The sequence below is a fragment of the Dyella ginsengisoli LA-4 genome, assembly GCF_000334915.1.
GTDB classification, from domain to species: domain Bacteria; phylum Pseudomonadota; class Gammaproteobacteria; order Xanthomonadales; family Rhodanobacteraceae; genus Dyella_A; species Dyella_A ginsengisoli_A.
The window spans coordinates 81837-96898 of the sequence record NZ_AMSF01000058.1 but is presented as its reverse complement, the minus strand read 5'-3'; the positions used below and the strand labels follow the sequence as shown (position 1 = coordinate 96898).

General features: G+C 64.8%; 16 protein-coding genes and 1 pseudogene. 16 read left to right on the top strand and 1 reads right to left on the bottom strand.

From position 1 onward, the window contains the following. The first annotated feature begins 6 nt into the window (after positions 1-6). The 4 genes from C693_RS0114310 to C693_RS0114295 are packed head-to-tail and all read left to right on the top strand — an operon-like array spanning position 7 to position 4003. Positions 7-1416 (top strand): MBL fold metallo-hydrolase RNA specificity domain-containing protein, encoded by a 1410-nt coding sequence (locus tag C693_RS0114310; protein ID WP_013721838.1) that lies wholly within the window; start codon positions 7-9, stop codon positions 1414-1416. After that, on the top strand, positions 1416-2282 hold the full coding sequence (locus C693_RS0114305) for a TIGR00730 family Rossman fold protein (RefSeq protein WP_017462957.1): 867 nt from the start codon (positions 1416-1418) through the stop codon (positions 2280-2282). The genes C693_RS0114310 and C693_RS0114305 overlap by 1 nt, the downstream gene beginning before the upstream one ends. After that, on the top strand, positions 2279-3478 hold the full coding sequence (locus C693_RS0114300; RefSeq protein ID WP_013721840.1) for a lipid A deacylase LpxR family protein: 1200 nt from the start codon (positions 2279-2281) through the stop codon (positions 3476-3478). Before C693_RS0114305 ends, C693_RS0114300 begins: the two co-directional genes overlap by 4 nt. A gap of 60 nt (positions 3479-3538) precedes the next feature. Next, on the top strand, positions 3539-4003 hold the full coding sequence (locus C693_RS0114295; RefSeq protein ID WP_017462955.1) for a cytochrome c: 465 nt from the start codon (positions 3539-3541) through the stop codon (positions 4001-4003). Positions 4004-4079: 76 nt separating this feature from the next. On the opposite strand, the pseudogene C693_RS24265 reads toward C693_RS0114295, so the two are convergent. Further along, positions 4080-4604: pseudogene (locus tag C693_RS24265) on the bottom strand (LysR substrate-binding domain-containing protein); the annotation flags it as partial. A gap of 414 nt (positions 4605-5018) precedes the next feature. On the opposite strand from C693_RS24265, the gene C693_RS23095 reads away from it, so the two are divergent. The 12 genes from C693_RS23095 to C693_RS0114225 all read left to right on the top strand — a co-directional run bounded on the left by C693_RS23095 (position 5019) and on the right by C693_RS0114225 (position 15028). Continuing rightward, positions 5019-5930 carry a LysR family transcriptional regulator gene (locus tag C693_RS23095; protein ID WP_059401254.1) on the top strand — a complete coding sequence of 304 codons (912 nt, stop codon included), beginning with the start codon at positions 5019-5021 and terminating at the stop codon, positions 5928-5930. Between the two features lie 554 nt (positions 5931-6484). Beyond that, on the top strand, positions 6485-7240 hold the full coding sequence (locus tag C693_RS0114275) for a hypothetical protein (RefSeq protein ID WP_010792182.1): 756 nt from the start codon (positions 6485-6487) through the stop codon (positions 7238-7240). 124 nt (positions 7241-7364) lie between these two features. Next, the gene (locus C693_RS0114270; RefSeq protein ID WP_004255100.1) at positions 7365-7583 is read left to right on the top strand and encodes an AlpA family transcriptional regulator; all 219 of its coding nucleotides are present in this window, start codon (positions 7365-7367) and stop codon (positions 7581-7583) included. A gap of 40 nt (positions 7584-7623) precedes the next feature. Continuing rightward, entirely contained in the window at positions 7624-8490 is an 867-nt protein-coding gene (locus tag C693_RS0114265) for a ParA family protein (RefSeq protein ID WP_017462952.1), read from the top strand. Next, positions 8474-8710 (top strand): hypothetical protein, encoded by a 237-nt coding sequence (locus C693_RS0114260; protein WP_012584779.1) that lies wholly within the window; start codon positions 8474-8476, stop codon positions 8708-8710. The genes C693_RS0114265 and C693_RS0114260 overlap by 17 nt, the downstream gene beginning before the upstream one ends. Next, on the top strand, positions 8703-10361 hold the full coding sequence (locus C693_RS0114255) for a ParB family protein (protein WP_017462951.1): 1659 nt from the start codon (positions 8703-8705) through the stop codon (positions 10359-10361). The genes C693_RS0114260 and C693_RS0114255 overlap by 8 nt, the downstream gene beginning before the upstream one ends. A 17-nt stretch (positions 10362-10378) precedes the next feature. Further along, entirely contained in the window at positions 10379-10939 is a 561-nt protein-coding gene (locus C693_RS0114250) for a DUF2857 domain-containing protein (protein WP_004255086.1), read from the top strand. A 2-nt stretch (positions 10940-10941) separates the two neighbouring features. Continuing rightward, on the top strand, positions 10942-12135 hold the full coding sequence (locus tag C693_RS0114245; RefSeq protein WP_017462950.1) for an STY4528 family pathogenicity island replication protein: 1194 nt from the start codon (positions 10942-10944) through the stop codon (positions 12133-12135). Between the two features lie 238 nt (positions 12136-12373). Then, on the top strand, positions 12374-13126 hold the full coding sequence (locus C693_RS0114240; RefSeq protein WP_017462949.1) for an OST-HTH/LOTUS domain-containing protein: 753 nt from the start codon (positions 12374-12376) through the stop codon (positions 13124-13126). A 188-nt stretch (positions 13127-13314) separates the two neighbouring features. Next, on the top strand, positions 13315-14103 hold the full coding sequence (locus C693_RS0114235; RefSeq protein WP_017462948.1) for a PFL_4669 family integrating conjugative element protein: 789 nt from the start codon (positions 13315-13317) through the stop codon (positions 14101-14103). Next, positions 14100-14648, top strand: coding sequence for a DUF3158 family protein (locus C693_RS0114230; RefSeq protein WP_017462947.1), 549 nt, complete (start codon positions 14100-14102; stop codon positions 14646-14648). The genes C693_RS0114235 and C693_RS0114230 overlap by 4 nt, the downstream gene beginning before the upstream one ends. After that, the gene (locus C693_RS0114225) at positions 14645-15028 is read left to right on the top strand and encodes a single-stranded DNA-binding protein (protein ID WP_004362284.1); all 384 of its coding nucleotides are present in this window, start codon (positions 14645-14647) and stop codon (positions 15026-15028) included. The genes C693_RS0114230 and C693_RS0114225 overlap by 4 nt, the downstream gene beginning before the upstream one ends. The last annotated feature ends 34 nt before the right edge of the window (positions 15029-15062 follow it).

The window sequence follows — 15062 nt, the reverse complement described above, 5'->3', positions numbered from 1 at the left end:
CGCCCTATGAAACTCAGTTTTTTGGGCGCAGCCCGAGAAGTCACCGGATCGTGCTTCCTGGTCGAAGCGGCTAATGTCCGCTTCCTGGTCGATTGCGGCATGGTTCAAGGTGGGCGTATAGCAGCAGCACGCAACCACGAGCCGTTCGCGTTCGACCCGGCGTCCATTGACTTCGTCCTGCTGACCCACGCCCACATCGACCACAGCGGGCTATTGCCCAAACTCACGCGCGCCGGGTTCAAGGGGTCCATCTACGCCACGCCAGCGACGGTTGATCTGCTCGGGGTGATGCTGCCCGATAGCGCTCACATCCAGGAAAGCGATGCCAAGCGGGTTGCCAAGCGGCTCAAAGAAAAGACCGTGCCGCCACCCCTGTATACCCTGCAGGATGCACACGAATGCCTGCAGCAGGTACGAGGTATCGAATACGACCGGGAGTTCGCACCCCGCGTCGGGGTGCGCGCCCGCTTTCGTGATGCCGGACACATCCTTGGTTCGGCCATCGTGGAAGTGTGGATTACCGAGTACGGTTACCCCACGAAGATCGTGTTCAGCGGCGATCTGGGCCAGCCGGGACGCCCCATCCTGCGCGACCCGACACCCATTGAGGAAGCCGACATCCTCGTCATCGAGTCCACCTACGGTGACCGCCGGCACAAGGATTTCTCGGCGACCGAAGCGGACATGATCGGCATCGTCGAGAAAACCCTGTTCGAGCGCGGCGGCAACGTCATCGTGCCGGCCTTTGCGGTCGGCCGAACCCAGGAGGTGCTCTACCACCTACATCGTCTCACCTGCGAAGGGCGTCTGCAGCGTCCAATGGTGTTTGTCGATTCGCCGATGGCCACCGAGGCCACACGCATCACGCGTGAACATCTCGAATTGTTCGACGAACAGGCGAAGCGGTTGGCCGGATGGCACGCGCGCGGCGAGAACCTCCCGTACCTGGATTTCACAGCGAGCGCTGAGGAGTCCATGGCGCTGAACCGGATTCGCTCCGGGGCCATCATTATTTCTGCCAGCGGCATGTGCGACGCGGGACGTATCCGGCACCACCTGCGCCACAACTTGCCACGCCGCGAATGCAGCATCTTGTTTCCCGGTTTCCAGGCGCAGGGGACGCTTGGCCGGCGCCTGATCGAGGGGGCCGAACGTGTACGCATCTTCGGCGAGGACATCCCGGTACGTGCGGCGATCCACAGCGTGGACGGCCTCTCGGCGCATGCCGACCAGAAGGCGCTGCTGGATTGGGCCCGTGCTTTCATTCAAGCACCGGCGCAAACCTTCGTGGTGCATGGGGAATCGTCGGCCGCGCAAACCTTCGCTGACCTCTTGCAGCAGCAACTCGGCTGGCAGGTCACGGTGCCCGAGTATGGCCATGCGCTGCGCTGGCCGGACTTTCTGGCGCACGAGTGATGAAGCCCGCAGAAGATCTCGATGAACGCCTGCGCGCCATCCGCGAGTCGCCAACGTACCGGCTTGCGTACGAAGACATCGAGCTGCTTGGCCAGGACGAACTGCGGCCGCTGCGACTACAGCTCGAACTGCTCAAGCCCGAGCGCATCCTGCACGAGCAAGGCATTCGCTCGACGGTAGTGGTCTTCGGCAGCGCACGCGTGAGCGATGCCGAGACGGCAGAAGCCCGTCTTGGCGTTCTGGAGCGTCAGGCGCGCGTCACTCCGGAGGATGTCGGGCTGCGGCAAGAGCTTGCGCGGGCCAATCGCCGGGTCGAACAGGCACGTCACTACGAGCAAGCGAGGCGTTTCTCGGGCCTTATTTCGGCGCGTTTCCAGCAGCAAAATCGCCGTGATTTCGTCGTCGTCACCGGGGGTGGGCCCGGCATCATGGAGGCCGCCAACCGCGGTGCTTTCGAGGTCGGCGCACGTTCGATTGGCCTCAACATCACGCTGCCCCACGAACAGGCACCCAACCCCTACATGTGCCCGGATTTGGCGTTCCGATTCCACTATTTCGCGCTGCGCAAGATGCACTTCTTGTTACACGCCAAGGGCTTGGTGGCCTTCCCCGGTGGCTATGGAACGCTCGATGAGCTGTTCGAGGTGCTCACCTTGATCCAGACCAGAAAGATGCAGCGTGTTCCGGTGGTGCTGGTCGGCCGTGCATTCTGGCGTCGCGTAGTTGATTTCGATCTTCTGCTCGACGAAGGCTATGTCTCTTCATCCGATCTCGACTTGTTCACCTGCGTAGACGATGCGGAGGAAATCGTCAGTGCCCTCGAACGCTTTTACGTCAACAGGGCGGCAGGCGATGGGGCAACATGATTGGCATCGGCGGGTATCGCTGGAGCCTGCGCGGCACCAAGGTGCGGCAGCCGATGCAGTGCGTCATCTTGTTGATTGCGGGTGCATTGTTCAGCCCGATTTCTGCTTTTGGTTCCGAAGTCTCACTCTCTGCAAATCCTCCCTCCTGCTCGCCAGAGCAATCCCTGCGCTGGCGGGGCGGCACCCTGCGTCTGGAGAACGATTTGTTCACCGGCTCCGATCGCAACTACACCAACGGTGTCGCGCTAACAGCAGTCTCACGTGATCTGCAAGGCGGGCTCCGTCCGGAGTGCCTGCCTCAGCCGATTGGTTTGTACGCCCGCTTCATCGGCTGGGCTGATCCCGGGTTCTGGCGCGATTCCGGCGCCCAGACATCGTCGCAAAACCTCGTCGTGCGCTTTGGCCAGTCCATGTACACGCCCGAGAACAAGACGCGCACCGACGTGATTCCAGATGACCGACCGTACGCTGGTTTGCTCTACCTGGGTTTGGCGTGGAATCGCCGCATCCACCCACAAGCCGCCAGCTACGAAATGCTTGACGTGCGTGAGCTGACCCTGGGCGTGATCGGCCCCTGGTCGCTGGCCGAGCAATCTCAGGATCTGGTGCATCGGGCACGCGGCATTGAGCGATTTCGCGGCTGGGACAACCAGTTGCGCAACGAGCCGGCGTTTCAGATGGCCATGGAGCGCAAGTTCAAGCCGTACACGGAGGGTGCGGTCCGCCCTGGATGGGGCAGCGACGTGATCGGCAGCTATGCCCTGCGGGTCGGAAACATCGAAACCGCCGCCAGTACCGGCGTGGAGTTTCGCGCGGGCTGGAACATACCGAACGACTTCGGCAGCTATCCGATCCGCCCTGGCGCAGAGAACCGCCCGCCCTCTGGTGTTGCCGATCTGCGCACGACAACGCCGCAGTCGGTCCTGGCGCCCAAACCTGGGGCACATGTCTTCCTGAATCTGGAGGGTAAAGCCGTCGCCTGGGACTTCTCACTCGACGGAAACATGTTCCGGCATAGCCATCACGTCAGCCGGCGGCCTTGGATCGCGCAAGCAGCTCTCGGCATCAGTAGCCAATGGATCGTTGCTGGACGTGGCGTACGGCTCGCCGTGATGCGCGTTTGGAGAACCCGCGAGTTCGACCAGCAGGCGGGCCATCACGCATTCGGATCGATCGCGCTGAGTCTGGAATTTTGAGGACACCTGCAACCAATCGTTAGACCCAAAGCATTCGTCACAACATCAATGGAGAAATTCGTGAACCAGCCCTTGAAACCCAGATCGTTTTTCACCGTCCCGCTGTCCGTGCTCTTGGCAACCTTCGCCACGGCACTCGGTGCGCAGTCCGTAGAGGCGGCAAAGCCAATGGCGCTTCGTACCATAATGGAAAGACTCGGTCGCGACATGCAAGCCGTCACGGGCGCGATCTCCAAAGAAGACTGGCCGCTGGTCGCCGAGCTAGCACCACGAATCGCCAAGCATGCCGAGCCGCCCATGTCGGAAAAGATGCGCATCCTTGCTTGGCTTGGGGCAGACGCTGGAAAGTTTCGGGGTCTTGATGGACAGGTCCATGACGCCGCGACCGCCATGGGCGAGGCTGCACAGCGGAATGACGGCCAAGCAGTCATCGCGGCTTTCTCCAAAACCCAGCAAAGCTGCCTAGCCTGCCACCAGAGTTACCGTCGCTCGTTCGTGGAAAAGTTCTATGGTGGAAGCCGCTAGCAAGGGATGGCTACACCTGTTGACGGAAGACTAGCTTCTGTCCAATCAATATACCTCGACGCGTTTCAGGTTCCCAGGAAGCCACCCGTGCAGCGATCACGGGTTCCTGCTTCACCCGCGGCAGCACTCGTTGGATCTGACGTGCATGACTCCCGTATGCATGTGGGTCACCAGCACCAGCGGATAACGCAGCACCTCGTCCAGTGAGATACGTTTGTGCTTGAGCAGCGGATGCCATGCCGGCGCCGCGACCATGAGGGGGGGGCGCTCCAAAGCGCCTTAGCCACGATGTCGTCATCCACTTCACCAGACTGGGCCCTAGGTCATGCAGATCGCCATGCAGCCCCTTGATTTGCTGCGACAGTGACACCTCGAACAGGCGCAACTCGACGTCGGGCTCCTCCTGCCAGCTTAACGCCAGCAAGGTCGGCAAGCGCGACGGGGTGATGCCATCGGACAGCGTAATGCGTTGCTGACCGTGAAGGCCGTTGGCCGCTCCCCTCACGCTGTCGCGGGCTTGCTGCAAGGCAGTGAAGATGCGCGGCACATGTTACAGGAATTGCTTGTCCGCCCGCGTCAGCCGCTTGCTGCGACTGCTCCGGCCGCAGTGCTTCAGCAGCGCGGTTACAGGTGGCGATCTCGAATTCGCCGAACATGCCCATCGACAGTTCATCCGGCGCGATGCCCGCTGGCGCGAACTTCAGACGCTGCACCGCCGCCCGTGTCGACAGACCAAATCGCTCGCCCTCGGGGAGTGACGTAAGACGCCGCGACTGTCTTCCTCGGGTCGCTGCGGCCACAGAAGACTAGCCGAGGCGCGCTGGCGCGAGTGCTCTAGCTAGCCATCCGCCATGACCGCCGCCCGCGTTCAAGCAGCGTTGCAATAACTCCGGACACCATTGCCCGCGTGCTGTGAGCCAGCGACGGCAGCCGCTGCAAGACATGCCGGCCTCGTCTCCGCACGCATGCGGCTCCCTACGATCATAAGGACTGGTCACGTCACGAGGGACTGCGCATGAACTTACGTCATCTTCGCTGTTTCATTGCTGTAGCCGAGGAACTGCACTTCGGTCGAGCCGCTAGGCGGCTGCATATAGAACAATCTCCCCTATCACGCACGATCCGCAAGTTGGAGACAACTCTAGGCGTGACGTTGCTCAGTCGCACGCCGCGGGGCGCAACCCTGACTTGGGCAGGGCGAGTCTTCCTCGACGACGCCCGCCGCATCATGTTGAGCGTTGAGCAGGCAGTGGCCAGCGCGAAGGCTGCTGCCTCCGGTTCTCAGGGCATTTTGCGAATCGCGCTGTCGAGAGACATAGGACGGGCGAGGCTATCAGCACTGCTTGCACTGTGCCGCGAAGAGTCGCCGCAGGTAAACATCCGGCTCTCCGAAGTACCGCTGACCGAACTCGTGCAGGGGCTGAACGCAAATCTGTTCGACGCCGGCTTTGCAATGGTCAATGAAGTGGAGGACGGGATCATTGCTGAGCCGCTGTGGGCCGACCCCTTGGTAGTGATCCTGCCCGCACGGCACCCGCTTGTAGCCTTCAAGGAAGTGCCGTTGCAGGAAGTGGTGAGCTATCCGCTGGTACTTTGTGATCCACGGGCATGCCAAGGTTGCGGTCGGCAGAGCGAACGACTGTTCCGCTCTGTCGATGTCCAACCGATCGTGGCTGAGTATGCCGCTTCTCACGGGCTGATGCTGACGTTGGTGGCCGCAGGGTACGGGCTAGGTTTTTCCACTGCCGCGCACTTGGCAACTTGCCAGCCGGCGGATGTTGTTGTCCGCCCGTTGGCCGGTCAGAGCGCATCGATAACCACCTATCTGTTACGAACCGAGGGTGGCATGACGGAGCCGTTGCAGCGGTTCATCGAACGCGCCGAACGTGTATGTCATCAGGACGCAAGCACATCACGCGCGATTTGACGCAGATCTATCGAAAGGTGCGCGGCTAGTTTTCTCGGATTGCGCGATTCATCTTTGGTCTTGCGGCTGACCCGATCTGCATGGCTCATGCGCTGTACTGATTCCAGTTTCGACGCAATTGCTGCGCCCTTCCGTACTCCGGCACTCGCCTGCGGGCTCGCCGCCGCGGTCATTTCACTGACGCGGAACGCATGAGCTTTTGCCGGTTGCAAACCGGCTCATCCTGTTGACGCATTGGCACTTTACGCCGTTGGAATTCCTACGGAAAACTTTGGCCAGGTTTCGGGTAAAGCGCGGCACCCATGCTTGACTCCAGGGGAGCGCGACCACCAAGCCGCGTGCCGGTCCAAAGGCAAAGCGCCCGCATCATGGTTGAGGAGTTTCAAGCGTAGCAAGATGTAGTTCGCCCTTAGCCGGCCGTCAGCGCCGATGCAACGCTTCCTTCCACGATCCCGGCCGGTCCTGCGCTTCATCCGGATTTCTGGGCAATCGCCTCGCCCACTTGGGCGGTGCGCGTCTGCCAGAGTTCGATCCGACGATGGGACGCACGCGACATGGAGAAATCGAGTTGCCTTGCCTTTGGCGCCAGGATCTACTACCGCCCGATCGAGGCGGCCGTCCGTTGGGCGGGACTGTTGCGCTTTGAGCCGCGGATTCTGGAAACGCTCGGGCCACGTGCCATGCCTGAGCCGAACGACTTTCCGCGCTGGCCCTTGCTGCGCCTTTTCTCCGAGCGCATCTTCGACGCATTGGCACACGATGAGCTTTCTTACGGCAAGGCAGGCATGGCGCAGGAACCTCAGCGCCCCGCACTCGACGATCCTGCGTTGATCGTGCGCCACGTCGACCTGAAGGCGTGGATGTCGCATTACTACCCCGGTGAGCGGCCTCCATTCCTGTTCGACGGCATCGAGCGCGAACTGCATCCTTCGGTGAGCGTCGCCATGCTGAACGTGTTGCTAGCCGATCGCGAGGCCGCCAAGCTGCAGCTTGCCGAACTCGCACAACTACATGCGGCGCTGAAGGCACAGCACGAAGCGTTGGCGAAGGAGCATGCCAGTAGCATTCGTGAGGGCGATGCGAGTGAACCGGGCCTGCGCAGCGAATCGACTTACCTGAACATCATTGGCGGCCTGCTGACATTGCTGTTGGGCAAGTCCCCCGCGGGCTCTGCCTACTCGTCCTTCCGCAACATGGATGCGGTGATCAGTGCGCTACTGGCCCACCATGAAGGGCGGCCCGGCATCAGCGAGCGAACGCTGTGGAGCAAGCTGGCACAGGCGCGTCGCCATCTGGAGGCATCGCGCTGAGCCTGTAACAGCAGACTGCAATTGCAGTTGCGTGTTCTGCAGTTGCAGTGAATCTCGCAGCAGCAGCATATGGAATGCGAGGCACTTTCTGAACAACGCCATCGAGCGTCAAGGAGTGCCTCTCATGTCTTCGCAGACCATCGCGCCGGCCTTGCCGCCCGAGCACCGCATCCTGCGCCGCGCCGAGGTCGAAGCCAAGACCGGCTTCAAGCGCGCGCACATCTACAGCCTCATGAAGGAAGGCAAGTTCCCCAAGGCGCTGCGCCTGGGCGTGCGCGCGGTGGGCTGGGACTCGGTGGAGATCGAACAGTGGATCGCCGATCGCCTCAAAGAACGCGCCTGACGCTTCTTCTCGGTTCATGCCATTCGACGAGGAGAAGCCCATGCAGGTGGTGTCCATCATTTCGACCAAGGGCGGCGTGGGCAAGACCACGACGGCGGCCAACCTGGGCGGCTTCATCGCCGATGCCGGGCTGCGCGTGCTGCTGCTGGACCTGGACGTGCAGCCCACGCTGTCGAGCTACTTCACGCTGGACGTGCGCGCGCCCGGCGGCATCTACGAGATGCTGGCCTTCAACGAGCGGCGCATCGAGCAACTGGTGTCGCGCACCGCGATCGCGGGCCTTGACCTGGTGCTCTCCAACGACGACCGCGGCGAACTGAACACGCTGCTGCTGCACGCACCGGATGGGCGCCTGCGACTGCGCCATTTGCTTCCCGTCTTCCGCACGCACTACGACTTGCTGTTGATCGACACGCAGGGCGCGCGCAGCGTGCTGCTGGAGATGGCGGTGCTGGCGTCCGACCTGGCACTGTCGCCGGTGACGCCGGAGATTCTGGCCGCGCGCGAACTGCGCCGCGGCACCCTGCAACTGATCGAGGACATCGCGCCGTATCGGCACCTAGGCATCGAGCCGCCACCGCTGCGCCTGCTCATCAACCGTGTGCATCCGGTGTCGTCGAACGCGCGGCTGGTCCAGCAGGCGCTGCGACAGGTGTTCCAGGAACAGGCCGGCGTGCAGGTGCTGGGCACCGACGTGCCGGCCATCGAAGCCTATCCGCGCGCTGCGACACGAGAATTGCCGGTGCACCGGGTGGAGTACCGGCAGCCGGCTGGGCGCACGGCGCCCGCGGCGCTGGAGACCATGCGCACGCTGGCCGGCGAGCTGTTCCCCGCGTGGCGGGAGCGCTTCGCGCTGGTCACCGGCCGGGCCGATGCGGGAGGGGCCGGCCATGGCGAGCGCGCATGAACTGGCGCGCGGCCGCGAACGGCTGCGCGCGCTGATCGAGTTCGCGCTGGGCGAAGGCTGGCGCGTGGTGCGCACGTCCGGCGGGCACCTGAAATTCACGAAGCAAGGCTGCGCGTCGATCTACACCAGCTCGACGGCGAGCGACCACCGTGCCGACCGCAATGCCCGCGCGCAACTCCGCCGCGCCGACCGGCAGGCGCAGGAGAACGGCCGTGGCTGAGCTGACGCCGCAGGACATGGCTGCCAAGCTGCTGGCCACCGGCTTCGAGCGCAGCGGCCCTTCGGCCGCGACCTTGAGCGACCCCATCGCCGACACGCCGATGGTGGTGACGCTGGACCAGTTGCGGCCCTACGACCACGACCCGCGCGTGACGCGCAACCCGGCCTATGCGGAGATCAAGGCGTCCATCCGCGAACGCGGGTTGGACGCGCCCCCTGCGATCACACGCAGGCCGGGCGAGGCGCACTACATCATTCGCAACGGCGGCAACACGCGGCTGGCGATCCTGCGCGAGTTGTGGAGCGAGACCAAGGAGGAGCGCTTTTTCCGCATTGCGTGCCTGTTCCGCCCGTGGCCGGCGCGCGGCGAAATCGTGGCGCTGACCGGGCATCTGGCCGAGAACGAGCTGCGCGGCGGGCTGACCTTCATCGAGCGGGCGTTGGGCATCGAGAAGGCGCGCGAGTTCTACGAGCAGGAAAGCGGCCAGGCGCTGTCGCAGAGCGAACTCGCGCGGCGACTGACTGCCGACGGCTATCCGGTGCCGCAGTCACACATCAGCCGCATGAACGATGCGGTGCGCTATCTACTGCCGGCGATCCCGACGCTGTTGTACGGCGGATTGGGCCGGCATCAGGTGGACCGGCTCGCGGTGCTGCGCAAGGCGTGCGAGCGCACCTGGGAGCGGCGTGCGCTGGGCCGCACCGTGACTGTGGACTTCGCCACCTTGTTTCAGGACGTGCTGACGCAGTTCGACACACAGCCGGACGACTTCTCGCCGCAGCGGGTGCAGGACGAGCTGGTCGGCCAGATGGCCGAGCTGCTGGAGGCGGACTACGACACGCTGGCGCTGGAGATCAACGACAGCGAAAGCCGCCAGCGTGCGCTGACCAGCGAACCGGCGGCACCGACGCCACCGGCAGCGCCTGTCGTGCCTGCTGGTCCTCCCCCGCCGGTCTCCGCGCCTCGGCAGCCACCCGCCTCGTCTGTGCCGCGCGACACCACGCCGGTCGCGCCTTCGGCGCCAGCAGCGACACCGCTTGCATCGCCCGAAGCGCCGGAGGACCAGCACGGGCAACGCGACGAGCGCCTGCAAGGGCACATCGTGACACCGGCACCGACCACCGAGCGCCTGCAGTCCATCCAGCGGATGGTCGCGGACCAGCTCGGCGACAAGCTGCCCGACTTCGAGGCCGATGCGCTGCGTGCGATCCCCGTGCAGGTCGGCGGGCTCTATCCCATCTCGGACGTCTGGTACGTCGAGCCGGGGCTGGACGTGCCGGATCGCCTGCGCGTGCACATCGCGCAGTTCGCGCGCGAGATCGGCGAGGAAGCGGCGGTCGCCGACCACATTGAGGCCAGCGTCGGCGGCATCGGCTTCGTCTGCGCGGCGCCGGTTGTGGGCCAGGCGAAGGCGCTGCCGGCGTTCGCGCGGGCGGTGCTGACCCTGCTGCATGTGCTGAGTGCGGCTCCGCCCTCCGCGAACGGATTGGACCGCGCGCGGCTGGCCGACGAGCTGGCGGCGCTGCTGCATGGCCACGGCGGCTCGGCCACACGCCTGAGCGATGCTGCGCTGGTGAAGCTGTTCCGTCTGCTGCGCCTGGCGCGCCGGCTGCTGGATCTGGAAGCCGGCGTAGCGAGCCAGGATTCCTGAGCGCAGGAGGCTCCCGTATGTCGGCACCGCACCCGCTCAACCAGGCCGTGATCGCCCAGGCCCTGCATGACCTGCGCAACGGCCAGTTGCGCCGCTGCAAGGCCATGGGCTTCGGCGAGGAGGAGCTGGATGCGCTGAAACACCCCGAGCTCGTGAGCATGCTGGTGAATGCCACGGTGTCGTGGTGTTCGGTGTCGGTGAACCGGGAGGTATTGAAGCGGCTTCTGAGCCAGGTGCACGACGTGGAGCGGGAGATCGCCACGGTGGACCGCATGCTGCGCCTGGGGGCGAGCACGGAGATGGTCAGCAAGTTCTACGGCCTCACGCATCAGGAAGTGGCGCTGCGCCGTGACATCCTCGGGCTGCCCAAGCGCAAGGGCCGGCATCCGGTGCTTGATGAGGCGCAGGACGTGGCCTTGTGGGAGCGCTGGAAGGCCGGCGTCGCCGAGCGCCATATCGCCCTGACCGACGACATGGCGATGCTGGCGCTGACCATGGACCTGGCCGAGGCCATGACCCTGCCCATGTCGGTGATCTGGTCGGCGATACGGAACTGGATCGACCAGGGGCTGGTGTAGCCATGACCACGGGCAGCGCATCACGGCGCGATGGCCCGGTTGCGCTGTCGGCGTTGTTCGACGAGGCGCTGCGGCACCTTGAGCCGAAGGAACCGGCGCAGGGCACGGCGCCGGCCGCCGACGGTTTCCTCTACAGCGGCAACCGCCATGAGAGCGTGCCGCGCAGGCTGTTCCTCGACCGGCGCCTGACGCCGCTGGAGCGCAACGCCTGGCAGGTGTTTCGCCTGCAGCTCAACGACGACGGCGTGACCGCCTTTCCCACCTACGACCAGCTCCGCCCCTATCTGGCGTCCATGCCCTGTGCGGCGCAAGCCTCGCACGAGACCGTGGCGCGCGCCTTGACGCTGCTGCGGCTGACGCGCTGGCTCAGCCTGGCGCGGCGGCGGCGCGACCCGAAGACCGGCCGCATCCAAGGCAACCTCTACGTGCTGCACGACGAACCGCTGTCGCCCTTCGAGGCGATGCAGCTCGATGCCGACTACCTCGGCCTGGTCAGCCAGGCGCTGACCCATGCCGCCAAGGCGGTACAGATCGTGGGCATGAACACGCTCAAGGAGATTGCCGAAGACCCGCTGCTCAGCGGTCGCACATTGCCGACCCGCTTGCAGGTGCTGGCGCAGCGCATGGCGCTGCATGGCTGGACGACGCCAGGTTATCCACAGGAGGGTGCGGACCACGAATCCGAAGAAGGCCAGGAAGCCCTTCTTCGGAATGCTGCGCGCCCGTCTTCGGAATCCGAAGCAGGACCGAAACCCGCGCCGGACGGCTCTCTTCGGATTCCGAAGGAGGACCGTACAGTACGTAATGATCGTAAAAATGAAGTACGTACAGTACCGCGCGCGAGGGCCTTGCAGAACCTGCGGCTACCCGAGCGTTTCCTGCGCTTGAAGGACGAGCAGCAGGCCGGCGCGCTGGTGGCGCTGCAGCAGGTGGACGAGGCGCAGAGGCAGGCCGTTCTCGACGAGTGGGCGGCACGCTGCCACAACAGCGCGGTACGCAACCCGGCCGGCTACCTGTTTGGCATCATCCAGAAGGCGATCCGCGGGGAGTTCAAGGCCTGGGCCGGAGAAAGTGCATCGGCACCGCCAGCGCCCCCGTCACCTGCGCCCTCGTCACCGCCGGCATCCCGTGCGGCTGACCCCGAGGTCGCACGTGCCTACCTGGCTCAGCTCCGAGAAGCCTTGCGTGATCGCTGATGTTGACTATCCCCAGGGGATAGCTGGAACAGACATCTTTCCGCCGCGCTCGATTGTCGCCCGCCGAATGACAGGCGAAACTGTCGCCTGTGAATCAGACGAGGACAGCCACGCACGAGCCCGGCCGACGATGGACATGACGACTTCCCCCGCCACAAACGCACTGCAACCACTACAGCAAGACGTTCAGCGCTTGCTGGGCAGATGCCTGTTGCGCCTTCAACAATACGAGCGCCTCATGAAAGCCATCGTGGCCCACCACGAGATTTCAGGCCCGGCGCATTCGCTGGAGGCCATTCGCGCAGCGCGGATTGAAGATGCCGCGACCAAGACCCTGGGCACGTTGATCGGACAACTGTTTGGTTCGTATGTCGTCACCGATGGAAATGGCGGCGAGGAACGCGACGACGATCTTCCCGGCGACGTGATCTCCTTTCGCACGCGCGTGCAACTGAGCCTGTCTGCGCAGGACTACGCCAAGACCCAGGCCGACCTCAAAGACCTGGTATCGCTGCGCAACACACTGGTGCACCACTTCATCGACCAGCACGATCTATGGACCGTGGACGGGTGCCGCGCTGCACAGGACGAACTCGGTTCCGCCTACACGCGCATCGATCAACACTTCGAGCAGTTGCGCGGCTGGGCCGAGCACATGGATCAGGCGCGGCGCCTGGCAGCGGAATTCGTCCAGTCGGATGTGTTCCACGACCTGTTGGTCAATGGCATCGCGCCGGACGGCACGGTGGACTGGCCGGCCGCCGGCATCGTTCGTGCGCTACGCGAGGCCGCCGCGCAGTTGGCCGTCGAGGGCTGGACACCGATCGCCGCCGCTGGCCGCTGGATCGCGGACCGGCATCCCGAGCAGCTTCCAGCCAAGTACGGCTGCAGCAGTTGGCGGCAGGTGGTGCACGAGTGCCGCCTGTTCGAGCTTCGCTACCGTGAGGTGGAGGGGCAACGGGCCGCCTGGTACAGACCTCGCGAGGCATAGCCCCGCGACGCGGTCTCACCTCCGCGCGAGTCGCGAACGACTCCGCCGAGCTATCCCCAGGGGATAGCCGGCACACACAGCCTTCCGCGCAGAACAAACCGGGCGCGCATGGGCTGCGGTTTGTTGACTGACAGCCTTCCGGCCGATGCCGATGCTGGCGACTCGCCCCTTCACCGCGAGTCGCTCTCATGGCCAACGAACGCACAGAACCCCTGCAACTGAATCTCGGATCGCTGCGCAGCGCGATGTCGCTGACGCTGCACACGCACCACGCTTCGCGCATCTGGCACGGCCGTGCGCCGACCGAGGGGCGCCCAGGCATCATCGGTCTCAACGGCTTCATCGGCGCCATGAACAAGATGAAGCGCGGCGCCGAGCAGGACGACCCGTACTCGGACTGGTGGATGTTGCGGATCGAGGACAAGCTCGCCGACACCAAGACCCGTCTGCAGACCCTGCGCGAACAGGTGGATCAGGCCTTGGCCGACGTGCCAGCGGCGCTGTCCCTGGGCGAGAACATGAACGTGCAGCCGGTGAAGCTGCCGCTGTTCGTGAACGCCCAGCTCGGCTTCATGGCGGTGTACCTGCTGGCTGACTACGACGACCTGGCGCGCAAACTCATCCTGGCGCACCACACGGCGCTGATCGACCGCAGCACCTTGGAGCGCTGGCTCAATGATGGCGCGCACGCGCTGCGCAGCCTGTTCTCGCTGGCCCAGCAGTACCGCTACTCGGGCACCACGCGCGACGACTTCGCGGCGAAGAACGCGGCGGCGCGAGCGGCGCTGGAGAAGTTCGGCGAGTTGCCGCAGGACGTGCTGGAAGGCACGCGCCGCTCGCGCTTCGCGCCACCGATCGCGCGGCGGACGACCAAGCCCGGCACGCCGCCTGCAGCGCCCGCCATCGAGCCCGATGCGCCGGCTCACACGGATGGCACAGCCGATGGTGCGGCGGGCGATGAGGCTGCGGGCGCATGACAGCATCGATCCCCATCAGCCACTCCACGCGCTTCGTGGCGCTGGAACAGGCGGACTTCCAGCGGCTGGAACACGCAGGCTACCTAAAAGGCCTTTTACAGCCTTTTAAGGGTAAGGGGAGTCTGGAGACCTGGGCCAGCCAGTGCGCAGCGCTGCGCGACGACGTGATTGGCCTGGCGCAGCGGCGCGTGCTGCCCCAGGCGCGCGCCTATCCCTTCAGCCTGCTCGACGTGCAACTGGCCCAGCAGGCCACTGGCGCAGGGACGACCTTCCTGCGCTGGCGCAACCTCGACCGTTCCTCCATGGGCGTGGCGTTGTGGGAGGCCCTGCTGGCCAACCCCGCGACGCCGGCCTCGCTGATCGACGAGCTGTACGCGATCGAACTGCAGCGCATCGTGCTGAACATGCAGATCAGTCTGACCCACAGCATCGCTCGCGAAGCCCTGGAATGCGCCAACAAGGCCGCGCAGGCCGAAGCGGCTTACCTGCGGCGCGTCCACGGGCATACCGCGTCCGTTCCACCCACCACCAAGGAGTCACCATGAGCACGCACTTCGTCGGCGAGGGCAACATCGGTTCTGCGCCGGACTACCGCGAATTTCCGAACGGCAACGACGAGCCGCGCCGGCTGCTGCGCCTGAACGTCTACTTCGACAACCCGATCCCGAAGAAGGACGGCGAGTACGAAGATCGCGGCGGCTTCTGGGCGCCCGTGGAGCTGTGGCACCGCGACGCCGAGCACTGGAAGACGCTGTACCAGAAAGGCATGCGGGTGCTGGTCGAGGGCCGCACCGTGCGCGACGAATGGGAGGACGCCGACGAGAACGAGCGCGTGACGTTCAAGGTCGAGGCGCGGCGCGTGGGCATCCTGCCGTACCGCATCGAGTCGGTGGCGCTCAGCGCCAAGCCCGCCGGCGGACAGTAATTCGCCCATCGCCGTTCCCCCGAGGGCGGCTGTA